The following is a 22,805-nucleotide window of genomic DNA, read 5'->3' on the forward strand; positions in this document are numbered from 1 at the left end:
GTTGTCCGGCGCGTCCACCCCGCGCCGTCACGTCACCGCCGGGGGAACAGTCTCAGGGGTCGTGAATCATCCTCCGCTCGGGCGGTGTCGGCCGCCTGCGAGGGCCGAATGCGTACGGCGGCACTGAACAACTGATATTCGGCGGGCGGTACACACACCTCGCGATAGGGATGGCGGGGCTCCACCCGGCGCTGCGGCCCCGGGATCACCACCCCGCGGCGCGTCTCGTCACCCTTGGCCGCTGCGGCCCCCTCGGCTTCCTGCGCGCGAACCCAGCTCTGCATGGCAGAGGAGTCCAGGCTCGGCAATAACTCCACGGCCCGCTCCCACTCCAGGCCCTCCACCTGGTGCGGGTCGGTGACCGCGGTCACGACAACGGCGTACGCCGTGCCGACGGTGTTGTCCGCCATGCGGATCTACCCCCTGTCCATGCTCTGCGGTTAATCTCCGGCGTTGCGCGGGGAATGTTCAGGATACTTTGAAAGATCTTGCACTACTGCGACTTTCATTGTTGTCGCAGGTAGGTTGCGTGTGACTACCACCACCATCAGTGTGTTTCGGGTCACAGCGGTGGAATAGTGCGGTATAAGCTCGTGTTCAGCTGGTTGACATATCCACCAAAAGTGGAAGCGAGCCCGAGGAGGCCCCCGTGCAGTTCGGAATCTTCACCGTCGGCGATGTGACCATGGACCCGACCACCGGCCGGACGCCCAGCGAGGCCGAGCGCATCAAGGCCATGGTCGCCATCGCGCGCAAGGCCGAGGAAGTCGGTCTCGACGTCTTCGCCACCGGTGAGCACCACAACCCGCCCTTCGTGCCGTCCTCGCCGACCACCATGCTCGGCTACATCGCGGCGCAGACCGAGCGCATCATCCTGTCCACCTCCACGACGCTGATCACCACCAACGACCCGGTGAAGATCGCCGAGGACTTCGCCATGCTGCAGCACCTGGCCGACGGCCGGGTGGACCTGATGCTCGGGCGCGGCAACACCGGACCGGTCTACCCCTGGTTCGGCAAGGACATCCGCGACGGCATCGCGCTGGCCATCGAGAACTACCACCTGCTGCATCGGCTGTGGCGGGAGGACGTGGTCGACTGGGAAGGCAAGTTCCGCACCCCGCTGCAGGGCTTCACCTCCACCCCGCGCCCGCTGGACGACGTCGCGCCGTTCGTGTGGCACGGTTCGATCCGCAGCCCGGAGATCGCCGAACAGGCCGCGTACTACGGCGACGGCTTCTTCGCCAACAACATCTTCTGGCCCAAGGAGCACTTCAAGCGCCTCATCGAGCTGTACCGCCGCCGGTACGAGCACTACGGTCACGGCGCCGCCGATCAGGCCGTGGTGGGTCTGGGCGGACAGGTGTTCATGCGCAAGAACTCCCAGGACGCGGTGAACGAGTTCCGGCCCTACTTCGACAACGCGCCGGTGTACGGGCACGGGCCCTCGCTCGAGGACTTCACCGAGCAGACCCCGCTCACCGTGGGCAGCCCGCAGCAGGTCATCGAGAAGACCCTGAGCTTCCGCGAGAGCTTCGGCGACTACCAGCGCCAGCTGTTCCTGATGGATCACGCGGGCCTGCCCCTGAAGACCGTGCTCGAGCAGCTCGATCTGCTGGGCGAAGAGGTGGTTCCGGTGCTGCGCAAGGAATTCGCGGCCCTGCGCCCGGCCCACGTGCCGGAGGGTCCGACCCACGCCGCGCTGGTCGCCGCCCGCGACGCCGCGGCCCAGGCCGCCGAGCGGACCGAGGACGCCACCGTGCCACAGGACAGCGAGGTGACCGCATGACCCGCATAGCCGTCGTATCGGCCGGACTGTCGCAGCCGTCGTCGACCAGATTGCTGGCCGATCGCCTGATGGCCGCGACCAAGGCTGGGCTGGCGCCGGAACCCGTCGAGTTCGACGTGATCGAACTGCGCGATGTCGCACACGGACTGGCCGACAACCTGCTCACCGGGTTCGCGGCCGGCCCGCTGCGCGAGGCCATCGACAAGGTCGTGAGCGCGGACGGCCTGATCGCTGTCACGCCCATCTTCACCGCCTCCTACAGCGGCCTGTTCAAAACCTTCTTCGATGTGCTGGAACCGGATTCGCTGGTGGGCAAGCCGACGCTGATCGCCGCCACCGGCGGCACGGCCCGGCATTCGCTCGCGCTCGACCACGCGGTGCGGCCGTTGTTCGCCTACCTGCGGGCGGTTGTGGTGCCGACCTCGGTCTACGCCGCGTCCGAGGATTGGGGCACGGGCGGAGTCGATTCCGGCGCGAGTGCCGGACTGGGTGATCGAATTCTCCGGGCGGCAGGTGAATTCACGGATCTGGTCGCGCGGCGCCCGCACGGGGTCAGGCCCGACCCGTACGCCGATCCCGTGCCGTTCGAGCAATTGCTTCGAAATAGCTGATTACTATGCAGTGCGAACGGTAACTCGTTCCGTACGGCGGCACCTCCTCCGAACACCGACGTCTCGAACGAAAGTGGGTAGGGCAATGTCTGAATCCTCCTCGGGAAATGGCACGGGTACCGCCCGGGAGGTGCTGCCCGCGCTGCCCCTGGACGCGTGGCGGCCGACCAAGGAGACACTGCACCGGTTCACCCAGATCGTCGGGAAGGTGGCGCTGGCCAAGGGAATCCGCCGCAATCACTGGTGGCATATGACCTTCCGGCTCACCGCCCGCGGCTGGACCACCGTGCCGCTGGGCACCGCCACCGACGGCCCGGTCTTCACCTGCGAGTTCGACTTCTTCGACCACGTGCTGCGGATCTCCACCGATCGCGGCATCCAGGAGGAGGTCGAACTGCGCGAACAATCGGTGGCCAGCTTCTACACCGAGACCATGCGCGCGCTGGACAATCTCGGCGTCGAGGTGACCATCGTGCACCCCACGCCGTACGACCTGCCCGATCACGGCAGGCCGTTCGACGAGGACGAGGAGCATCACCACTACGACCCGATCGCCGCCCAGCGCGCCTTCCGCGTGCTGAGCCAGGTCGGGCGGGTGCTCGAGGAGTTCAGTGCCGGCTACTCGGGCAAGATCAGCCCGGTCCAGCTCTTCTGGCACACCTTCGATCTCGCGGTGCAGCGTTTCTCCGAGACCAAGGTCGCGATGGGGGAGAGCGTGGATCCGGTGACCCGCGAGGCGTATTCGCGCGAGGAGATCAGCGCCGGGTTCTGGTTCGGCGACGACAAGGTCCCCGAGCCCACCTTCTACTCCTACACCGCGCCCGAACCGGCCGGGCTGACCGACTTCCCGCTGTCCCCGGCCGCGGCCCGCTGGGTGCCCTCGGGCTCGGCGCACGCGGCCTACTACGCCTACGACGCGGCCCGGGCGAGCGACGATCCGGCCGGGGCGGCCCTCGAGTTCCTGCGCTCGGCCTACGCCGCGGGCTCGAAACTCGCGGGCTGGGACGCGCCCGCCCTGGCCTGCCCGGGCGGCATCACCGACCCGGTGCTGCAGGAGGTCTGGCGCGGCTGGCCCGAGTAACACCCGGCACGGGCGGGAGTTCGCCGCCGCACCCGTGAAAAGCGGTGCGGCTCAGCGTGACAGCCCAGCGTGTCGCTCAGGCCAGGAACTCGACCAGCGCGCCCGCGAATCCCGGGTCGATGGTGGCGGCGAAGTGATCACCCGGCAGCACGACCAGGGTCGCGTCCGGGATGGCCGCGGCCAGGCGCTCGGGTTCGGCGGCCAGCGGGTCGGCGTCGCCGGCCAGCACCAGGGTTGGCACGGCGATGTCGGCGACGGTCTTGATCGGGGCCTCGTTCAGGCCGGCGACCAGCGCGGCGATGGCTTCGCGGTCCGCGCCCAGGGCATCGGCCAGCATGCGGAACATCTTGGCGCGCGGGACGGCATCGGAGCCGTCCCCGGCCATGGCCGCCACGATCTCGTCGGGGTCGATGGCCCGCCAGTCGATGCCGCCGCAGTCGACGACGCCGGAACCGATGCCGCCGATCGCGAGTCGGCGCACCCGGTCATCGGCCTGGGTCACCAGCAGCGAGATGATGCCGCCCATCGAATAGCCGACCAGCGCGACCTCGTTCAGATCCAGTTCGTCGAACAGCGCGCGCATGTCGTCGGCCATCGCCTGCCACGAGTAGCGCGCCGGGTCGTGCGGCTTCTCCGAGCGCCCGTGCCCGCGGGCGTCGAGTGAGATCACGCGATGTCCCGCGGCCTGCAGGGCCGCGACCACGCCGACGCTCATCCAATTCGCATTGGTGTCGGCGACCACGCCGTGCTGCAGCACGACGGTCGAGCCCTCGCCCTCCCACACGCGGTAGTTGAGCTGCAAGCCGTCCCAGGTCGTGAACTTCGCCATCGGGCCGATGTTAGCGGCGGTTCGCGGTACCGGGAAGGGCGCGGCGCGGTTTTGGCGGGCCGCGCGGGCGCCCTTGCGAACTACATGCGCGCCATCACCGCGCGCGGCAGCAGCGGGATGACCGAAGCCAGTACGCGCCACGGCCATTCGGGCACCGAGGTGCGCACCGACTCCCGTTCGATGGCCGTGACCATGGAGTTCACCCCTTTGTCCAGGGGTGCGAGGAGCTTGGTGTCGCCGGCCTTGTCGGCCATGTCGGTGGCGATGTAACCCGGCTGCAGGGTGGTCACCTTCAGGGGCGTGCCGCGCAGTTCGATGGCCAGGCCCTCGCCCAGTGCGGTGAGCGCGGCTTTGCTCGCCGAGTACGCGGCCTTCTTGCCCGGCAGTCCGCGCACGGCGCTCATCGAGGAGATGAGCACCAGGTGCCCGGCGTTCTGCTCGCGGAACACGCTCATGGCGGCCTCGGCCTGAGCCAGGGCGCTCACGAAGTTGGTGGTCGCGGTGGCCAGATTGGCGTCCGCGCGGCCGGTGCCGATGCGCGCGCCCTTGCCGATGCCGGCGTTGACGATGACCCGGTCCAGGCCGCCGAGTTCCTCGCGCAGTTCGGCGAAGACCTTGGGAATCGCGGCGTGATCGTCCACGTCCAGCGCCCGCACGGCCACCGTGATGCCGGGGTGGGCGGCCAGGAGTTCGGCGCGCAGTTCCTCGAGATTCTCGATCCGCCGCGCGCACAGCGCCAGATCGCGCCCGCGCCGGGCGAATTCGCGGGCCATGCCCGCACCCAGCCCGGAGCTCGCGCCGGTAATGAGAATCTTGCGCCTCGTCATGACCGCCACCCTAACCGTCGTTACCCGAAGGAGCCGGTGGACGGCGGGTTGGGGTCCAGCCGCCAGACCCCGCAGCTGTCGGTGCGGAAGGCCACGTCGCTGGGTTTGATCACGATGCGCAGGTTGCGCACGCGGGTGAAATCGCTGGCGATGATGTAGTAGTTCGGATCGTTGTAGTCGGTCTCGGTCTGCACTTTCCACAGCCGTTTCCAGAAGCAGGCGACCGCCGGGTCGGGGGTGCCCTCGGTGATGTAGGTACCGGGCTGGATGTCGACGTTCACCAGGTACAGGCCGTCGGCCGGGATCTCGGTGGCCGGTTGCGCCGCCGCTGTTCCGGACATGGTCATCGTCAGCGCGGAAGCCACGGCCCCCGCGGTCATGAGCACACGTGCACGCACGGTGTTTCCTCCCTCGAAAACTCACTGCACCGCACGTCGCGCCGGTGCGGGTGCGGTCTGGGCGATCCCCGAATCTCCCGGGTGGGGTTTATCAGAGATTACGGTCGGTTTTGGGTGATTTCGGGGAATTCATTGTGTTAACGAGACTTTCGTCGGGAGCTATGGCGCAATAGCTTTTTGAAGCAAAAACGTTTCACCTAGTGGCGTGTTCGGCATATCCATTCCGATGGTTCGGTTCGTGTCTGAATTGGGTAGGAATCACCGATGCTCTTTGTGGCCTCGGCAACGATATTCAGGGCATGAGAAGACTCCGACCCCTCGCGGACAGCGCTCCTACCAGCACCTCTGCCCCCTGTGCCCCCCGCTGCGCCGGGCTGTGCACCGATTCCGGCCTCTCGGCCATTCTGACCGCCGACAAGGCGCTGCTGCACTGGCGCGCCATGCGTCGACTGGGTGATACCGGTCTGGCCGAGCACGCGGTTCAGGAAACCCTGCTGCGCGCGTGGAAAGCGTGCGCCAGCTACAACCCCGACCGCGGCAGCGTGCGCACCTGGCTGCTCACCATCGAGCGCAATATTCTGACCGATATCGCCCGGGTGCGCGCCGCCCGGCCGGGCGACACCCACTGGGACGAACTCGGTGACGTCGTGGAGGGCCGCAGCGCCGGGCCCGACTTCGCCGACGGACTCGCCGACGGCATGCTCGTCGCCGAACTGCTGGCCCACCTGCCCGATGCCCAGCGGGACGCGGTGGTGCAGGTGATCCTGCGCGATCGGGCGTATCAGGACGTGGCCGCCGATTTCGGCGTGCCGGTCGGCACCGTGAAGACCCGCGTGCACTACGCCCTGCGCTCGCTGCGCCGACTTCCGCTCAGCGCGTGATGCGCATCGGGTGAGGAGAACGCCATGAAACGGGTGGGCCCGATCATGACCCTGGCCGCCGCCGTCGCCCTCGGCGCCGGGCTGCTGATCACGAATACCGTCACCGGGCGTGCGCCGGAGCGCACGGTGGCTGCCCCGAGTTCGACCACCATCGCCGGGGTGACCGCGTCACCGGATGCCCCGAGCTCGGTGGTTGCCTCGAGTACGGCGGTCTTTCCCGCGCAGGCCGATTACATCGCGGTGATCGCCACCCCGGGTACGCCCATCACCCTGTCCGTGACCGTGTCCGGCGACAAGTCCGTCGCCTACGCCTGCGACGGGGTGAGTGTGGAGACCTGGCTGCGCGGCAGCGCCGAGAACGGGCGGACCAGCTTGGCGGGCAAGGAAACTCGTGTCGAAGCGGAGCTGATCGGTGCGACACTGCGTGGCACGCTGACCCTGGGCGGCCGCGACTACGACTTCATCGCCGCGCCCGTGAAACCGCCGGCCGGACTGTACATCTCGCGCACCGACGCGGGTCGCGACAGCTGGATCCGCGCGGCCGACGGCACCGTGACCGGTGTGCGCCGCGCACCCGACGGTTCGACCGTCCCCGCTCCCGAACTGCCCGCCACCGCGCGAAAGGTGCAGGGCAATGACACCGACTTCTGAACCGGCACAGTCTGTTTCGTCTCCCGTGCGGAGTATTCCGCGCGGCGCGTTGATCATCCTTCTGATCGTGCTCGTCGGCGCGGCCACGGCGCTGCTGCTCGGGGTGTACGGCACCGTGCACGAACCGCGCGGCTACGCGGTGAGCCTGGCCGGATTCTCCAGCCCCGGCGCGGTGAAATCCTGGCTCGCGACCACCGTGGTGCTGCTCGCGGCCGGTCAGGACATCAGCGCCCTGGCCATGTACGGCCTGCTGCCGAAGGTGCGCCCGGGAAACTGGGCCGCGCGCTGGCACGTGTGGTCGGGCCGGCTCGCGGTGCTGATCAGCCTGCCCGTCGCGGTGCACTGCCTGTACGCGTTCGGATTCGCCGACTACAGCGACCGGGTGCTGGTGCACTCGCTCCTGGGGTGCGCGGTCTACGGCGTGTTCGTGGCGAAAATGCTGCTTCTCTCGCGGAAAGGCTTGCCCGGCTGGATGATTCCTGTGGCGGGCGGTCTGCTGTTCACCGGCTTCGTCGGGCTCTGGTTCACCTCCGCCGTCTGGTTCTTCCGGTACCGGGGCTTCGCGCTCTGATCACCGGCGTACCGGCCCCCGACTCCGGGCGCACTTCGTCCTCGAAGTGAACCCCCGGCCCCGCTGTCCCGTCGAACAAGTGTGGCGACCCAGCCCGGTCCGCCCCGAACCAGGAGTTCCCCATGACCGAACACATCCCCGCGTCCGGCCTTCGCATGGACCGCCGCACCGCCCTGGCCGCCACCGGTGCGGCCGCCACGGCCCTGACCGTGGCCGCCTGCTCGGGCTACGGCGATCCCGGCACCGCGGCCCCCGACACCGAGGCGGAAAAGGGCAGGCCCCCCACCGAGCTGGCCCGCGCCGCCGACGTCCCCGTGGGCGGCGCCCTGATAGCCGGTGACACGGTGATAACCCAGCCCACCCCGGGCACGTTCCAGGGTTTCTCCTCCACCTGCACGCACCTGGGCTGCAAGGTAACCGAGGTCAAGTCCGCCACGATCCGCTGCGCCTGCCACAACAGCACGTTCAACCTCGACGGGAGCGTGGCGAGCGGCCCGGCTCCCCGGCCGCTGGACACCCGCGCGATCCGGGTGGACGGAGATCGTATTGTCAGCGGCTGAATCGTCCGGAAGCCCGCGATAGAACAGTGAATCATGCTGCTGGACAACATGTCCGGCAGCATTGATCGCGTGGGGCAGCCCGGTCGGTCACCGTCGTCAGGGTTGTTCAGACCGGGGATGTCGCCGGCGTGATCTCCAGGCAGCGTCGCAGCTGCCCGTCTGGTGTGTCCGAAGCGCTTGTGGTCTCGATGACGAGATCAGAGGGTTTGGCGACCCCGAGGAAATCTCGCAACACGGTGACAGCGGACTCCGCGGCATTGACGTACTCGTCGTAGGCGGAGCCGAAGGAGACGCTGCTGGTCCGGTCGTGATCGTGAAACTCGTACCAACCACGTCGGATCAACCAGGCGTGCTGGTTGGCATCGAGGTGGTATTCCGCGGGCACGCTGCGGTTTCCGGCGATCGCGCATTCGAGCGCGTGGTTTCGAACAGCAAAGCTCGCGTACCGGTGTCCGTGGGCCGCCAGGTCGATCCGCTCGCCCTTACCGAGTCGGGTCAGTGCCCGCGCCAGGCCCGCTACGAAGTCCGACCATCGGTCCGCCACGGTCACGGGTTCGTCGTCGCCGATTGGAACGAGTGAGTTGAGGATCGCGCTGTAGCAATCGCAGGTGCACTCGTAGCAGCCGCAGCCGCATTCCTCGGTGCTGTAGAAGTCGCAGCCGCAGTTCTTCCAGCAGGCGCAGCAGTGGCACTCACCGCAGCGCTGCGGATCGCAGTCTTCGTGGTCGCACTCTTCTGCTTCACAGTCGTGTTCTTCGGCGCAGTCGCACTCGTCTTCGTCGAAGTCGCCGCAGTCGTACAGCTCGTTGCAGTAGTCGAGGCCCTGTGCCTCACAATGACAATGGCACTCGCAAGCCACCTCTGGTCCGTGCTCCCGCTCGCCGACGTCGACGTTCTCGGATCGAGGTTCGCTCGCCTGCTTGATCAGCCCGATGTGGTGCGATGTCAGCGTGATCAGCAGACGCGGCCGCACCCAGACAGCGGACCGACCTTGCCCGGGCGCCAGCCGGATCGCCGTCTCGAACCATTCTTCGAACCGTTTGTACGCCGCGGCGAAGATGTCGGTGCCGATCTCGTCGCCCTCCGCGGAGTTGAACGTATAGCGCAGTTCGTCGTCACCGATCCGGTTCCACCCGGCGGCAATGAGCGCCCCGACCTCATCCTCGGCCCACGTCCACCGGTAGTACTGCTGGCGCACCGCGTCGAACGCGGCCCCGAATGTAGTGTCCCTCAGAGGATCCGCCCTCTCCGAAGAGCCCTCATTCGGTACGGACGTGTGCCCCATCGATTCCCATCCTGTTCCAGGCAGTCGCCTCCCGCGCTGCCGGATACATCGAATCACCCGTCACCGACAGGCTCGGCGTATGGTGCGGCTCGGTCGGCGCGTTTGGCTCCCAGCCGATACCGGCCGCAGGAGTGTTATTCGACCGTCATGGGGGCGCGTATCGTCGAATGGTCGAACGCTGTCCGGAACCTTGAATCTCTGGCGCGAATCGGATTCAGGGCGTTGAAGGAGGATCTGTGCCCTGGTTGCCAATTCTCACGGCGCGAACCAATGCCGCGTATTCCAGTGGGTTCTATTCCGACGCCGACTTCGATTACACCGTTCGCATACTTCTCGGGAGGTGCGCGTACGGGGCGGCGGACGCCGGGGAAGTCATGGCCACCATCGCGTCGGTGGCCGACAAGGACCACGATCACTGGTTCCATGCCTGGAACGAATTGGGCGTTCGATTGCGCGAAATCGCCGATTCCGCGGCCGCCGGCGGGCATGCCGAAAGCGCGGCGCAGGCGTATCTGCGCGCGGCGACCTACGCGGCGGTGGCGATCGACGCGGCCAGTGCGCTGGGTTCGGATGAGTTGCTGCTGAAGACTTTTCGCGCCCATCGTGCCGACTGGGAACGCTTCGTCGACACCGTTGACCGGCCCGTTGAGCGCGTTGCCATTCCCTACGAGGGCACGACGATGCCGGGGTATTTCTTCCGTGCGGGCTCGGACGCGTCGCCGTGCCCGACCCTCGTGATGGTGAACGGGAGCGACGGCGCGATCAGCGGTTTGTGGGCCTCGGGCGCGGCGGCCGCGCTCGACCGCGGCTATCACGTGCTCGTCTTCGACGGTCCCGGCCAGCAGTCGATGCTGTTCGAGCACGGGATCGGGTTCCGTCCGGACTGGGACGCCGTGCTGACTCCCGTTGTCGACTTCCTCCTCGAACGTCCCGACGTGGACGGCGACCGCCTGGCGCTGTACGGCGTGAGTCAGGGCGGCTACTGGATAGCGCAGGCGTTGACGAAGGAACATCGCTTCGCAGCCGCGATCGCCGATCCGGGCGTGGTGGACGTGGCCTCGTCCTGGCGCGGCAACATCCCCGGCAGCCTGCTCGAGACCTTCGAGGCCGGCAAGAAGCGCCGGTTCGACCGCTACATGTTCTGGGGGATGAAGGCGTCCAGCCAAACGAACAGAACCTGGACGTTCCGCGCTCGCCCCTACCGGCAGTCGAGCTACTTCGACACGCTGACCGAGGTACACCGCTATACGCTCACCGCGACCGACGCAGCCCACATCACGACCCCGCTGTTCATCACCGACCCCGAGAACGAACAGTTCTGGCCCGGCCAGTCCCAACGCCTCGCCACGATCACCGGCGGCCCCTCCCACCTGTGCAAGTTCACCGCCGCCGAGGGTGCGAGCTTCCACTGCCAGCCGATGGCCCTCCGCCTGACCCACCAGCGAATGTTCGACTGGCTGGACGACCAATTGTCTACGCGGTGAGTAGCGCTGTTCCCGCGATTGATTGGCGTAACCTGCTGCACCGCAACGGTTTCTGCGGATTTTTGCCGGGTCGGATGATGCGCCTCTTCCACCTCTCGCGACGTGCTTCCCGCTCTGCGGCAGCGCGACAGCGACCACGACGCCAGTGCGGCCGGGCCGGTCCGGCAGGAATTCCGTCCGGCGCGATGTCGACATCGTGGGCACGGCTCCGACGTCTCAGGTGAGGATGGGTCGGTCGGGCGCATCCGTGGACGCGAAGGAGCCGTGATGAAGTACGTCATCTTGATTCACTCCAACCCGCAGCCGTGGGGGCATCCCACCGGCGACTACCTGCCCGAGTACCGGGAGATGTCACAGGAGCAACGGGACCGGGTCAACTCCGATTTCGAGAAGCTGTTGGGGGAGATGCAGGAGAAGGGCGAGCTGGTGACGGGGGAGGCGCTCGGTGCGCCCGAATCGGCGCGGCTGTACCGGTGGGGCGACGGCAAGCCGCTGGCGACCGACGGGCCGTACTCCGAATCCAAGGAGCATCTGGCGGGGTTGTTCCTGATCGACGTCGAGAACCACGCCCGCGCGGAGGAGATTGCCGCGCAGTTCGCGGGTCCCGGCGAGACCGTCGAATTGCGGCCCGCGATGTGGCCGGGCGGCGACGACCAGTGAGCGAGGGGGTGGTGCGGGACGTGTGGCGGCGCGAGTCGCCGCATGTCCTGGCCGCCCTGCTGCGCAGGCACGGCGACCTCGGGCACTGCGAGGACGCCGCCCAGGAAGCCGCCGAGGCGGCGACGGTGCAGTGGGATCGCGACGGGGTTCCCACGGACCCGCGAGGCTGGCTGATCACCGTGGCATCGCGGCGGCTCATCGACCGGGTGCGAGCCGATCGCTCGCGAGCGGGGCGGGAGGAGGCCGTGGCCGCCGCCCAGCCGCGGGACGCGCACACCGCGCCCGCCGCGGACCGGGCGCCGATCGGCGACAGCGATGACACGCTGCGCATGCTCGTGCTGTGCTGTCACCCGAGCCTCAGCCGCCCGTCGCAGGTGGCCCTGACCCTGCACGCTGTATGCGGTTTGGGCACCGCCGAAATCGCCGCGGCCTACCTGGTTCCCGCACGCACCATGACCCAGCGACTCACCCGGGCCCGCTCGACCCTGCGGTCGGCGGGCGCGGTGTTCGAGCTGCCGAGCCGCGCGGACCTGCCCGCGCGCATCGCGGCCGTTCTCGACGTGTGCCATCTCCTGTTCACCGAGGGCCACACGCGGTCGACCGGTAGCGCGCTGGTGGATTGGAGCCTGACCGCGGAGGCGATGCGGCTCACCCGCCAATTGCACTGCGCGATACCCGATCACGACGAGATCGCGGGCGCCCTGGCCCTCATGCTCCTCACCGACGCCCGCACCGCGACCCGGACCGAGGCCGGCGAACTCGTGCCGCTCGCCGACCAGGATCGATCCCGATGGGACCGCGACCTGATCGCGGAAGGCGTCGCCATCCTGGAGCGTGTACTGCCGCGCGGCCACATCGGCCGGTTCCAGTTGCAGGCGGCGATCGCCGCGGTCCACGCCGAGTCGCCGACCTGGCAGGACACGGACTGGCCGCAGATCAGCATCCTCTACGCGATGCTGGATCGAGTCGCCCCCGGCCCGTTCGTGACGCTCAATCGCGCTGTCGCGGTGGGCATGGAGCGCGGTCCCGCCCACGGTCTGGCCCTGCTCGCCCCCTTGCTCGACAACCCGTCGATGCGCCGCCACCACCGCACCCACGCGGTCCGCGCCCACCTCCTGGAGATGCTGGGCGACCGCGCCGCCGCGATCGAAAGCTACCGCAGGGCAGCGCAACTCGCGACGAGCGTCCCGGAGCAGCGGTATCTCAACGATCGTGCCCGCCGCCTCGCCGACGGGGATCCCGGCGTGTGATGAATGCGCACACCGACCGGCACGGGCCGCCCGGATTCGGGATCGCGCATGGCACGGAGTAGTTCCGGGGTCCCGGAAGGCTCGTCCCGTGAGCCGTGATCACGGTGATAGCGTGGCCGGCTGGGAACGGGGGTACGTGGTGAAGAACATCGTCGGAACGCTGCGCAGGTACTGGTTCTTCTACGCGGTCTGGGCGGCCCTAGCGTGCGGTCTGGTGTTCTGGGGCGTCGCCGGCCTGCTCGATTCGACGGTGACCTGCCACAACTGGAACATCTTCGTACTCGACTTCTCCGAGTACGACATGTCACCGGACCAGCCGAGCGCGATATGCAATCCCGGCACGAAGAACGGTGGCGGGCTGGCGAAGACGAAGATGGGCAATGACGTCTTCGACGGGATCAAGCTCGGCGCCGGAGCGTTCATGCTCTACATCGGCGGCAGCAGCCTGAACAGCCTGGCCCGCAAACGCGCGGAGGCGTCGCCCGATTGATCACAGCCGGACCGGAATCGACCTCGGCTCGCACATGACTGTCGGAGCGCTCGGGTTCAAGGTCAACTGGACGCCGACCGTGCGGGGCGACCGGACGATCGTCGCCACCTTCAACAAGGGGCTGGACGAGCCCGTCGCCGACTTCGTTCGCGTCACCGTTCGTTGAGCGAGGCCCGCGCCGATCACCGGGCCTACTGAGCGCCCGGGTCGGCGAGGATCTGTTCGCGGAGGATGTCGGCGTGGCCGGTGTGGTGGGCCAGCTCGCGCAGGACCTGGAGGTAGACCCAGTGCAGGGTTCGGGGGCCGGAGCGGTGGCCGGTGACCACCTTGTCGAGGGGGAGGCCGGCCACCGTCGCCCGGGCCGTCGCGCAGGCCGCGCGGTGGGCGGCCGTGACGGTGGCGATCGTGTCTTCGGGAGTCAGGTGGAAGGACTCGTCGGGGGATTGGACCAGGCCGAGGGACTTGCGTGAATTGCCGGCCACGCATTCCTCGAACCACACGCGTTGCATCCAGGTCACGTGTTTCAGGAGACCGAGAAGCGTTGTCGCGGAAGGGACCAGGTGGGCTCGAGCCTGTTCCTCGGTGAGGCCGTCGAGGGACTGTTCTATCGAAGTGCGGTAGTCCTCGATGAACGCCTCGAACTGTGTGCGGTCGTCATCCAGTGGCACATCGAACGAGCCCATCGGTCTCCAATCATCGTGCGGCGTAAGGCCGCAGGTTGCGGCGGCGAGTCAGCGGAGTTCCTCGACCAGGCCGATGATCACCCCAGCCGGACCGTACACGTACGCGTAGCGGTACAGATCCTCGTACTGCGCCACCTTGCCGACGAGTTCGGCCCCGTGCGGGCGCAGGCGCACCAGCAGATCATCCACATCGTCCACCGAGAACGTCAGGCGCGGAATGCCCGGGGTATTCACCGGCGACGGCGGGAAGCCGGGGCGATTCGCGGGCGTGCGAAACGTCGAGAGTTCCACGCGCGCTTGGCCATCCGGCGTGCGCACGACCGCGATATCCGCGCTGACCCCGTCCAAGCCGAGCAATTCGTCTGCCCACGGCCCGCCGACCGTCGCTTCCCCTTCGAGCTCCAGACCCAATTCGAGGAAGAACGCGACAGCAGCCGCGAGATCGTCGACGATGAACCCGGCGTGATCCAGGCGGCGGACAGTCATGACGCACTCCTTGCGATCGTGGTGGCGTAATCGGGCAGTTCTACACCGTTGATCGCGCGCTCGATCAACTCCATGTCGAATTCCGGTACCGCATCGGGATCGGCATCCAGCGCGGGAGCTTGCAGGCTCTGCACGTGCAGCCGCCCGATCTCCTGATTGGCCTCGACCCACGAGCGCATGCGCCGCTCGTACGCGGGGAACGCGACAGCGGGATCCCAGTCATTCGCGGCCAGTTCCCCGGCGAGCAGATACGCGCCGACCAGAGCGAGTCCGGTGCCCTGCCCGGACATCGGCGACGCGCTGTACGCCGCATCCCCGAGCAGCACCACGCGACCGGTCGACCAGCTGTCCATCACCACCTGGGCGACCTGATCGAGATAGAAATCGGGAGTGCTCTCCAGATGCGCGAGAATGCGCGGAGTCAGCCAGCCCATATCGGCCATGCGCTCGCGCAGCAGCTGCTTCTGCGCCGCGACATCGCGGAAATCGACATCGAGCTCGGACGCGGGGAAGGAGAACATGGCCATCGCCTGCGTCGCATCCGGCACCGGCCGCAGCCCGGCCGTGCGCCCGGCATCGTGGAAGTCCAGCAGCCAGCGGCCCAGCTCGAATTCATTGGGCACGCTGAAGAAGGCCAGCACGAGCCCGAGGTGGTGAATGTATTTCTCGCGCGGGCCGAAGACCATGGCGCGCAATGCCGAATGCAGCCCATCGGCCCCGACGACCAGATCGAAACGCCGCCGATCACCGCTCTCGAAGGCAACATCTACGCCATCGGAATCCTGAGTGAGTTCAGCGATCCGATCCCCGAAGATGTACTCGACCCCATCGCGAGTGTCGTCGTACAGCACCCGCGACAGATCCCCGCGCAGAATCTCGATCTCGGAGATATAGCCGTCCCCGCCATCGTCCTCGGCGCTGAAGGTCTCGAGCACCTTCCCATCCGCATCCACCGTGTACGCGCCTGCGGTCTCGGTGCGCGCGGCCCGCACAGCCGCATCCAAACCCATGAGCGCGATGACATCCTTGGTCACCCCGCGCGCATCCACCGCCTGCCCGCCGGGCCGCAACTCGGGCGCCCGTTCCACCACGGTCACCTCGGCTCCCCACCGCCGCAGCCAGTGGGCCAGCGCGGGCCCCGCGATACTCGCTCCCGCCACCAGCACTTTGGTCCCGCTCATACCGCGCCTCCGCTCACATCCGGGTCATCGCCCGAATCGACTGCTCCACGCGCCGATGCCGGCGCGTCCAGAGATGACGACGAGTGTCGGACCCGAAACTAATCGGTACTCGCTCAGCGGATGTTCGTGCCCGTGTAGAGCGGCGGAACCGATTTACGCGGCTTGGGGGCGGGGGAGCAGCAGCGCGCGGCCGCGTGACAGCACGCGCGACAGATCCTGGTAGTCGGACAGATCCACATAGCGCGGGCGGACCCGCCGCAGACGCGAGCGCTCGGGTTGCTCGCACATCAGGACGAGATTCCCATTCGTGGTCACCACGAGTTCGCAGCCGGGACCGCAGCCGCGCAATAGACCACGGCAGCCGCCGATGCCCCAGCCGATCACGGTGATGGAAGGCCGTGTGCCCGCGCTTGCGGAGCGGGAATGCAGAGTCGGGCGGATGCCCGCGGCTGCGAGTTCGGCTATGAACGCGTGGATCTCGGACCTGGGGTGTGAGCGCGAGTCGAAGTCTTGTGGCATGGCTTGCCTTTCGGCCTGTCCCCACTGACAGGGGTTTCTGAACTGAGATTTGCCCCACTGGAGGGGGCTGAAACGCTTGGGGTGCAGGTTGTCCGAATTGGTGTTCGGGGTGTGGGGTGGGGTTTGGAGGTATCGGAGCGTTGGGAGATTGGGTGGGTTTGCGAACGACTGGATATCGAGAACCAGCGGGGTGCGGTGGGGAGGGTCGGGCTGCGGTTCCAGCCTCCTCCGGGAGAGCAGCCTGGACAACGAGAACCAGCGGGGACCGGTCGGGGGTCGGGCTGCGGTCCCAGCCTCCTTGGGGAGAGCAGCCTGGATAACGAGAACCAGCGGGGTGCGGTGGGGCGATCGGCTGCGGTTCCGGCCCTCCCGGGGCAAAGCAGCCTGGATAACGGAATACCAGCGGGGACCGGTTCGGAGCCTCGACGGCGGTACCAGCCCTACCGGGCCGACAAACGGAATCGACCACCGGTGGGGGTACGAGCAAGCCTCGAATCGATTACCGCTCACCACAATCACCCTCTGAGGCAGTACCAGCATTCAGCGATGACGGATCTTTGTCTGTAGGTCTCGAGAAGGTTCCCACGGCCATCCAGCCAGGCTGGAAGGGCGAACCAGCTCCCAGCTGGGGAGCCGAAGTCGGGTACGGCAGGCGAGGTAACCAGCATTGCCGCGTTGTTCTTGCTTGTTCTCCCGAACTCCGCTGGAAGGCGAAGGGTGCGTGTGGGTTCGGGGCTACGTCGGCCACTGGAGTGAACACCGATGCCGGTCTTTGTCTCTTGGCTCTTGGGGTTTGGGTTTCGGCTGTAGGGCAGCGCTCTAGCAGAGTCGCCGAGCCGGGATCCTCGGGATCCCAGAGGGACCGCGCACACGCGGGTGATGACTGAAATTCACGCGTGGTCTGCGAGCGGGGTCGATATGGGGTGGCGGTATCCACCCGGTCTTGCCCGGATGCTCCGAATCTTCGGGCATGACGATCGTTTTCCAGCCGTTCGGACCAGAGTTGACCTGGGCGTGGCAGGCATCGCACGCGAATGTCAGGTTCTCGATGTCGGTTTCGCCGCCTTCGGCCCATTCCGTGATGTGGTGCACGGCGGAGCGGGTGGCGGGGGCGTCGCATCCGGGGCGGGTGCACCCGCGCTCGACCGCGGTGAGTGCGAGGCGCTGCTCTACTGATGCGAGGCGTTGCCCGCGGGAGAGGTGCAGGGGGCGGCCGTTGGCATCCACGATCACCAGGTACGGGGTGGACCGCGCGGCCAACGTGATCGCTTCGGTGATCGAGAGCGTGCCACCGGTGTTCGTGGTAGCGAGCCCGGTGCGCTGCTCGAGGTCGGTCAGGCGCATGGTGACCACGGTCGAGACCGGCAGCCCGCGGTGGGACCCGAGTTTGGTGGGTCCCATGTCGGGGTGCAGGAACCGCAGCAACGCATCGTGATTGCGTTGCGCTTCGCTGCGGTGATCACGCTTGGCAGCGGCCCGCAACACGTTCCGAGCGGCGACGGTGGCAGCATCCAAGTCGCTGTCGTCGGCGTCGGTTTCGGTGTCGATCCCGAGTTGTGCGGTGGTGTGCGGGCTCTCGGGGTCGTCGGGGTTGCACATGCCGGGGCGCGCGAACTTGGCGAACATGGGCATGAACACCGCACCCAACTCCGGAGTGAGCAGACCGGTGATCGGGAACATGCCGTCCGCGCGTTGGCGCCCGATGGCAATCCCACGCATCCGCTGACGGTCCTTGTCCGCGGTCAACACCCCGTCCGGGTCGGCATAGGCCAACACCCGGACACCGAGGGCGGTCACACCTTTGGGGTCATCGGTGCGCGCGAAATCGGTCAAGGTCCGTTCGGCGAGTTCCTTGAGTTCCGTTTCCACACTGGCGGGGATCCGGTCCAGGACCTTCACGATCGCTTGCACGTGCTCGGCGGAGATCTCTCCCGCGCGCTGAGCGGCAGCGATGTGGGGAAACACGGGTGGCCGCTGGAAACTGCCTTCGGACACGGTCGAGAGCCGGTCCGCGTTCCGTACCCGAGCTGCGGCTTCGAAATGGGAGAGCCGCAGCGTTTGCTGCAGGAACACGATCGGACTCTTGATCCCGGCCCGCGCGGGCAATCCCCGCGCCGCGCATTCGAGAGCGAAACGCTGCTTCACCGCTTCGAGCTTGCGGTAATCCGCCTCCAGCTTCTGCATCATCGCGATGACCTCGTCATCGGACGACGAAAACAAGGGTGATTCGAGCAGACCCTCCACTGCGACGCCATGTCCTTCAACATGGTGCGCGATGGTGGATTCCCCTCCCGAATTCATACCCCTATTCTACTCCTCGATAGCCATCCGCAATAGCCCAATTCTATTGTGATACAACAGTATTCAGAATTATTGACAGTTCAGAACGGCACGAAATCCGGCCACCCACGATTCATGGCATTCGCTCGTAGGCCCGCGCCCACTCGTTAACTCGCACGGGCCCGGCCTCCAGTCGTTCTCCGTCCGCCGTGGCAGCGGGCGCGCCGGCCACCCCCAATCCTGGTCAATAGCCCAATTCCGCGGCTGCCACGCGACGCGCCGGGGGTCGGATTCTGGGGATTGCCGAATCGGTTTCTGTGCTGCGGATCTCTCGAGGAAATCACGGAGAACTGCGGAAAAGGGCTAACTACTACGCTTGCTAGTAGGTGACTGGCGTTGCCAAAGTGAATGGCTGGGTTTGGTGTTACTAGTGGGAAGGGAGGGGCGCTCCCGCCCGGGAGTGCCGTCCGTTATGAAGCCGAGCATGGTCAAGGCCGGTCTCTACACCGCCGTCACGGCCGCGGCATTCTCGACGGTGGCAGGGCTCGCGCCCGCCGTCGCCCAGGGTTCACCCGTTACGCCCGAGCTGCCGCAGCGGCTGGCTGGGAAGACCGTTTTTCTGGATCCCGGTCATCAGGGCCCCAACCACAATCAGGACGTCGCCCGTCAGGTCGACGACGGTCGCGGTGGCACAAAGGAGTGCCAAACCAGCGGCATGACCACCGTGAACGGCATTCCGGAGCACACCGTGAACTGGAATGTCGCGCAACTGGTGCGTACTTCACTCGAGGGTCTCGGCGCGCGTGTCGTGCTGAGCCGTCCCGACGACACGGGCTGGGGCGGGTGCGTGGACGACCGCGCCAAGGCCGCCAACCAGTCCGGCGCGGATGTGGCGATCAGCATCCACGCCGACAGCGCGCCCGCCACCGCTCGCGGCTTCCACCTCATCGTGCCGCAGCTCCCGGTGCCGGATGCCAAGGTCACCCAGGTCCAGTCGGGTGCGGGTCTGGCCGCCAGCCGGGCCATGCGTGACGCCTACGTGCAGGCCGGGTTCCCGGTCGCGGCCTACAACGGCGCGGACCAGGGGCTGCAGACGCGTGCCGATATCGCCGGTCCGGCGCTGACCACCGTGCCGGATGTCTTCCTGGAGATGGGCAATGGCGCCAATCTCGAGGACGCGGCGCTGCTCGAGTCCCCGGAAGGTCAGCTGCGGCACGCGGTCACCATCACCACCGGTGTGGTGTCGTACCTGCTGAACATGCCGGTTTCGGCGACGGCGACCGATCAGGTCGTGGGTGATTCGGCCGCGCCGCCCGCGCAGCCCGCGCTGCGGGTGCCGCCGGAACTCCCGAACATCCCGGGCCTGTCCGAGCTGCTCGGAATGGTGCCCGGGGCGCAGCCGAATGCGGACGAGCGCAAGGTGGACCCGCAGGCCCCGGGGCAGGCGGACAAGCCGGGCGCGCAGGCCGACAAGCCCGCGGCTCCGGCCGACAAGCCCGCCGAACAGCCCGCCGCCCCGGCTCCGGCCGACAAGGCGGCTCCGGCCGAACAGCCGGCCGCACCCGCTCCGAGCCAGGAGTCGGGAACGGTTGACCCGCAGTCGGTTCCGGCCCCCGGGGCGGATTCGAAGGCCGGTCAGGGCGCCACCCCCGAGGCGTCGGTGGCGCCGCAGGCGGCGGTTCCGGGTCCGGTCGCTCCGGCGGCTCCGCAGGCGGCTCCGGCGGAACCCGCCGCACCGCAGGCGGCTCCGGCCGAACCGGCTCCCGCGCCGCAGATCGAGAAGGTGCTGCCGGTTCCGGACAAGCAGGTTCCCGCGGTGCGTCCCATCGCGGCCCCGCTGAAGGCGAACCCGCCCGCGCCGGTGCATCCCGACGCGATCAAGCCGGGTATCGCTGCTCCGGCCGCGGTGAACCCGCTCATCCCGAACGTGGCGGCTCCCGGGGCGGCGATCCCGAACGCCGCGGCTCCGGGTGCGGCGGTTCCGGGTGCGGCAAGCCCTGGCGCGCAGAGCAATCCGGGTGCCAAGACGCCCGGTGAGAAGTCCACCGACGTGCTGGATATCGAGTCGATGGGCTCGCTCATGCAGACCGCGGTGAAGCTGCTCGGCCCGCTCGCCAAGATGATCATGGGTCAGGACGGCGTCGCGTCCGATCTCATCAACGTGGCCTACAGCCTGGTCTCGGTGCTGAGTTCGTCGCTGCTGTCCGCGCCCGCCAAGTAACACAGTCGGTCGCTGGTACGACCTGCCCCCGCCTCGAAACCATCGAGGCGGGGGCGTTTTTCATGCGTCCGTGTCTCCGGCGCGCTGCCGCCTGAGCCTGCACAGGTGCGCGCGCAACGCACACCCCTGCCGCTCACATTCGGCCCCGTGGGCTTCCAGGAGCCGTTCGATATCGCGATCGGAGAAGGCGGCGTACGGCGACGGTTCTCCGTGCCCACCCGCGCTCTTGTCCCGGGTCGGGTACTCACCCGAGCCAACGTGGAAATACGGATTGGTCATCACTCGCCCTCCATCGGAAAGTCCTCGGCCCGAACCCAGCCCGCCGCGCGGGCGATGTCGAGCAGCTGCTGCCTGGCACTGCACGAACAGGCCGAGACACCTTCGCCCGCAACACAGTTGCGATGAGCCCACATCGCGATCCGGAACCCGTTGAGCGTCTGCAACCCCGTGGATTCGACCATCCGACAGTGCTTGACGCGCGAATAGGTGGCGGTCATCCGCGTCCCCGATCACGCCGCGAACGGTGGTGGGCCCGGTGCGCACCTCGACGGCGGCTGCGGTGTCCCCGGGCGACCATGGGTCCCCCGGTGGTGCGGAGGTCGAGGTATCCGCCTTGCGCGGAGGCGAATCGTAGAGCGGTGGCATCACCGCCCGGCCGGCGATCGAGCAGGTCGCCGGTGAACCCCCACACCGTGACGGCGGCGCACAATGTGATGAGGGCTATGAGCATCCAGATATCCCAAGACATTTCGGTTCCCCTGGTAGTCGGATCTTGGTGTGACGCCCACTCGGCACTGCGCGCCGGTGCCGAATGGTGCTGTCTGTCAGAGCAAGCCAACTATCTCGCGGAAACAGTATTTCTGCGCATTACTGCGCAATTAGACTGGTTGTGTCCACGCTGAACACTTGCCATCGTGGACTTGTCCACGGTGGGCACCCCGATCGTGGACAATCCAAATAGATAGCGAGGCTTACAAAATGGTGGGTTTGGCTGCTTCTCGCATTGCATTTGGTACGTACATCCGGGGTATTCGGACTGATTGCCGCAAGAGTCCGCTCGCGGCGGCAGTGCACATCGAGACATCTCGGCAAACGATCATTCGATTGGAGAACGGTCTTCCCACGAAGCTCAGCACCGCTGATCTCGAGCGCCTTCTAGCGTTCTACAACGTGGAACCCGAGTCTCGTGACGAGGCGCTGAGGCTTTGGCGTGACGTCAGGCTCGAGCAGAAAGATGCCCAACGCCAAGGCAATTCCGGAGGGTTCTGGCAGCCCTATACCGACCAGCTGCTCGCCAACTTCCCGCGCTATCTTCGGCTCGAGCGGGCGGCCGGTTGGGTAACCACGCACCAACTCGTTCTCGTGCACGGTCTGCTCCAGACACGCGACTATCGGCGTTCGGTTGTTCGAATCAACAGCGCGCCGGAGTTGTCCGAGGTCGATGTAGAACGTCGTGTCGAACTGGCGATTCACCGTCAAGCGAAGCTGGCCGACAACGAGTTTCGGCTGAACTTTCTGATGTCGGAAGCGGTCTTGCGGCACCAGCCGGGCAGTCCCGCAGTCATGGCTGCGCAATTGAGGCACCTGGCCGAGTTGGGGTGTCGTGACAACATCAGCATCCGTGTGATTCCGTTCGCTGCGGGTCCTCACCGTGGCTTGACCGACCAGTCGTTCACCCTGCTCGAGTTCCCCCGGCAAAGCAGCAAGGTGATGGAGCCGCCGGTGGTCTACATCGAAGGAAAGGTGGGCGCGCTCTATCACGCCCGGACCGACGTTGTGCAGGACTATCGCACCGCGATCTCGGCGCTCGAAGATGTAGCGTTGGGCGAAAGCGCCACGGCAGAGTTCATTCTGCGGATAGCGAAGGAGTACGAGGCGTGATCGAACCGCCAGTCAACAAGTGGTACAAGTCAACTCGCTCCGAAACCGGTCAGGCTTGTGTCGAGGTCTACCACAGCGCGGGTGCCGTCGGCGTGCGTGATTCGAAGAGCCCCGGTGGTCCCGAGTTGTGGTTTGCGCCCGAAGCCTGGGATGCGTTCCTTGACAGTGATTTCTGGAAGTCCTGAGG

At 67.2% G+C, this 22,805-nt stretch carries 25 protein-coding genes and 1 pseudogene; 15 read left to right on the forward strand and 11 right to left on the reverse strand.

Annotation, left to right across the window (positions count from 1 at the left end):
- Nucleotides 1-32 precede the first annotated feature (32 nt).
- On the reverse strand, nt 33-410 hold the full coding sequence (locus tag ABZ319_RS09955) for a hypothetical protein (RefSeq protein ID WP_354985978.1): 378 nt from the start codon (nt 408-410) through the stop codon (nt 33-35).
- A gap of 239 nt (nt 411-649) precedes the next feature.
- Here ABZ319_RS09955 and ABZ319_RS09960 point away from each other — a divergent pair, with 239 nt between their 5' ends.
- From ABZ319_RS09960 to ABZ319_RS09970, 3 genes are all read left to right on the forward strand, one after another.
- Nucleotides 650-1,789, forward strand: a complete 1,140-nt coding sequence (locus tag ABZ319_RS09960) for an LLM class flavin-dependent oxidoreductase (RefSeq protein ID WP_354985979.1) — start codon at nt 650-652, stop codon at nt 1,787-1,789.
- Nucleotides 1,786-2,400, forward strand: a complete 615-nt coding sequence (locus ABZ319_RS09965; protein ID WP_354985980.1) for an FMN reductase — start codon at nt 1,786-1,788, stop codon at nt 2,398-2,400. The genes ABZ319_RS09960 and ABZ319_RS09965 overlap by 4 nt, the downstream gene beginning before the upstream one ends.
- Before the next feature lie 85 nt (nt 2,401-2,485).
- Complete coding sequence (locus ABZ319_RS09970) at nt 2,486-3,481, forward strand: DUF5996 family protein (protein WP_354985981.1); 996 nt, start codon at nt 2,486-2,488, stop codon at nt 3,479-3,481.
- A gap of 76 nt (nt 3,482-3,557) precedes the next feature.
- Here ABZ319_RS09970 and ABZ319_RS09975 read toward each other — a convergent pair whose 3' ends face one another.
- The 3 genes from ABZ319_RS09975 to ABZ319_RS09985 all read right to left on the reverse strand — a co-directional run bounded on the left by ABZ319_RS09975 (nt 3,558) and on the right by ABZ319_RS09985 (nt 5,535).
- Nucleotides 3,558-4,310, reverse strand: coding sequence for an alpha/beta hydrolase (locus tag ABZ319_RS09975; protein ID WP_354985982.1), 753 nt, complete (start codon nt 4,308-4,310; stop codon nt 3,558-3,560).
- An 80-nt stretch (nt 4,311-4,390) separates the two neighbouring features.
- Entirely contained in the window at nt 4,391-5,137 is a 747-nt protein-coding gene (locus tag ABZ319_RS09980) for an SDR family oxidoreductase (protein ID WP_354985983.1), read from the reverse strand.
- Between the two features lie 20 nt (nt 5,138-5,157).
- A complete protein-coding gene (locus tag ABZ319_RS09985; RefSeq protein ID WP_354985984.1) occupies nt 5,158-5,535 on the reverse strand; it encodes a hypothetical protein in 378 nt (125 codons plus the stop codon).
- 299 nt (nt 5,536-5,834) lie between these two features.
- Between ABZ319_RS09985 and ABZ319_RS09990 the strand changes: the two genes are divergently transcribed.
- From ABZ319_RS09990 to ABZ319_RS10005, 4 genes are all read left to right on the forward strand, one after another.
- Nucleotides 5,835-6,416, forward strand: a complete 582-nt coding sequence (locus ABZ319_RS09990) for a sigma-70 family RNA polymerase sigma factor (protein WP_354985985.1) — start codon at nt 5,835-5,837, stop codon at nt 6,414-6,416.
- Between the two features lie 24 nt (nt 6,417-6,440).
- Nucleotides 6,441-7,067, forward strand: a complete 627-nt coding sequence (locus ABZ319_RS09995; RefSeq protein ID WP_354985986.1) for a hypothetical protein — start codon at nt 6,441-6,443, stop codon at nt 7,065-7,067.
- On the forward strand, nt 7,051-7,638 hold the full coding sequence (locus tag ABZ319_RS10000) for a DUF6529 family protein (protein WP_354985987.1): 588 nt from the start codon (nt 7,051-7,053) through the stop codon (nt 7,636-7,638). Before ABZ319_RS09995 ends, ABZ319_RS10000 begins: the two co-directional genes overlap by 17 nt.
- 122 nt (nt 7,639-7,760) lie before the next feature.
- Complete coding sequence (locus ABZ319_RS10005) at nt 7,761-8,198, forward strand: Rieske (2Fe-2S) protein (RefSeq protein ID WP_354985988.1); 438 nt, start codon at nt 7,761-7,763, stop codon at nt 8,196-8,198.
- A 106-nt stretch (nt 8,199-8,304) separates the two neighbouring features.
- On the opposite strand, the gene ABZ319_RS10010 is transcribed toward ABZ319_RS10005, so the two are convergent.
- Entirely contained in the window at nt 8,305-9,396 is a 1,092-nt protein-coding gene (locus ABZ319_RS10010; RefSeq protein ID WP_354985989.1) for a hypothetical protein, read from the reverse strand.
- A gap of 323 nt (nt 9,397-9,719) precedes the next feature.
- Between ABZ319_RS10010 and ABZ319_RS10015 the strand changes: the two genes are divergently transcribed.
- The 5 genes from ABZ319_RS10015 (at nt 9,720) to ABZ319_RS10035 (ending at nt 13,533) form a co-directional block, all read left to right on the forward strand.
- Entirely contained in the window at nt 9,720-10,967 is a 1,248-nt protein-coding gene (locus ABZ319_RS10015) for an alpha/beta fold hydrolase (protein ID WP_354985990.1), read from the forward strand.
- 267 nt (nt 10,968-11,234) lie between these two features.
- The gene (locus tag ABZ319_RS10020; RefSeq protein ID WP_354985991.1) at nt 11,235-11,627 is read left to right on the forward strand and encodes a YciI family protein; all 393 of its coding nucleotides are present in this window, start codon (nt 11,235-11,237) and stop codon (nt 11,625-11,627) included.
- Nucleotides 11,624-12,877 carry a DUF6596 domain-containing protein gene (locus tag ABZ319_RS10025; RefSeq protein ID WP_354985992.1) on the forward strand — a complete coding sequence of 418 codons (1,254 nt, stop codon included), beginning with the start codon at nt 11,624-11,626 and terminating at the stop codon, nt 12,875-12,877. The genes ABZ319_RS10020 and ABZ319_RS10025 overlap by 4 nt, the downstream gene beginning before the upstream one ends.
- A gap of 88 nt (nt 12,878-12,965) precedes the next feature.
- On the forward strand, nt 12,966-13,367 hold the full coding sequence (locus ABZ319_RS10030) for a hypothetical protein (RefSeq protein ID WP_354985993.1): 402 nt from the start codon (nt 12,966-12,968) through the stop codon (nt 13,365-13,367).
- A 34-nt stretch (nt 13,368-13,401) separates the two neighbouring features.
- Nucleotides 13,402-13,533 carry a hypothetical protein gene (locus tag ABZ319_RS10035; protein ID WP_354985994.1) on the forward strand — a complete coding sequence of 44 codons (132 nt, stop codon included), beginning with the start codon at nt 13,402-13,404 and terminating at the stop codon, nt 13,531-13,533.
- Between the two features lie 25 nt (nt 13,534-13,558).
- Here ABZ319_RS10035 and ABZ319_RS10040 read toward each other — a convergent pair whose 3' ends face one another.
- The 5 genes from ABZ319_RS10040 to ABZ319_RS10060 all read right to left on the reverse strand — a co-directional run bounded on the left by ABZ319_RS10040 (nt 13,559) and on the right by ABZ319_RS10060 (nt 18,537).
- Nucleotides 13,559-14,050 carry a DinB family protein gene (locus tag ABZ319_RS10040; RefSeq protein WP_354985995.1) on the reverse strand — a complete coding sequence of 164 codons (492 nt, stop codon included), beginning with the start codon at nt 14,048-14,050 and terminating at the stop codon, nt 13,559-13,561.
- A gap of 48 nt (nt 14,051-14,098) precedes the next feature.
- Nucleotides 14,099-14,536, reverse strand: coding sequence for a VOC family protein (locus ABZ319_RS10045; RefSeq protein ID WP_354985996.1), 438 nt, complete (start codon nt 14,534-14,536; stop codon nt 14,099-14,101).
- A complete protein-coding gene (locus ABZ319_RS10050; protein WP_354985997.1) occupies nt 14,533-15,717 on the reverse strand; it encodes an FAD-dependent monooxygenase in 1,185 nt (394 codons plus the stop codon). Before ABZ319_RS10050 ends, ABZ319_RS10045 begins: the two co-directional genes overlap by 4 nt.
- A gap of 153 nt (nt 15,718-15,870) precedes the next feature.
- On the reverse strand, nt 15,871-16,236 hold the full coding sequence (locus ABZ319_RS10055) for a hypothetical protein (RefSeq protein ID WP_354985998.1): 366 nt from the start codon (nt 16,234-16,236) through the stop codon (nt 15,871-15,873).
- A gap of 819 nt (nt 16,237-17,055) precedes the next feature.
- Nucleotides 17,056-18,537 carry a DUF222 domain-containing protein gene (locus ABZ319_RS10060; protein WP_354985999.1) on the reverse strand — a complete coding sequence of 494 codons (1,482 nt, stop codon included), beginning with the start codon at nt 18,535-18,537 and terminating at the stop codon, nt 17,056-17,058.
- 451 nt (nt 18,538-18,988) lie between these two features.
- On the opposite strand from ABZ319_RS10060, the pseudogene ABZ319_RS10065 reads away from it, so the two are divergent.
- Nucleotides 18,989-19,771 (forward strand): annotated as a pseudogene (locus tag ABZ319_RS10065) (N-acetylmuramoyl-L-alanine amidase); the annotation flags it as partial.
- Between the two features lie 1,244 nt (nt 19,772-21,015).
- On the opposite strand, the gene ABZ319_RS10070 reads toward ABZ319_RS10065, so the two are convergent.
- Complete coding sequence (locus ABZ319_RS10070) at nt 21,016-21,234, reverse strand: hypothetical protein (protein ID WP_354986000.1); 219 nt, start codon at nt 21,232-21,234, stop codon at nt 21,016-21,018.
- A gap of 481 nt (nt 21,235-21,715) precedes the next feature.
- Between ABZ319_RS10070 and ABZ319_RS10075 the strand changes: the two genes are divergently transcribed.
- Nucleotides 21,716-22,618: a helix-turn-helix transcriptional regulator gene (locus ABZ319_RS10075; protein ID WP_354986001.1), complete on the forward strand. Its 903-nt coding sequence runs from the start codon at nt 21,716-21,718 to the stop codon at nt 22,616-22,618.
- A complete protein-coding gene (locus tag ABZ319_RS10080) occupies nt 22,615-22,803 on the forward strand; it encodes a DUF397 domain-containing protein (protein ID WP_354986002.1) in 189 nt (62 codons plus the stop codon). The genes ABZ319_RS10075 and ABZ319_RS10080 overlap by 4 nt, the downstream gene beginning before the upstream one ends.
- The last annotated feature ends 2 nt before the right edge of the window (nt 22,804-22,805 follow it).

Source organism: Nocardia sp. NPDC005978, from assembly GCF_040614455.1.
GTDB lineage: Bacteria > Actinomycetota > Actinomycetes > Mycobacteriales > Mycobacteriaceae > Nocardia.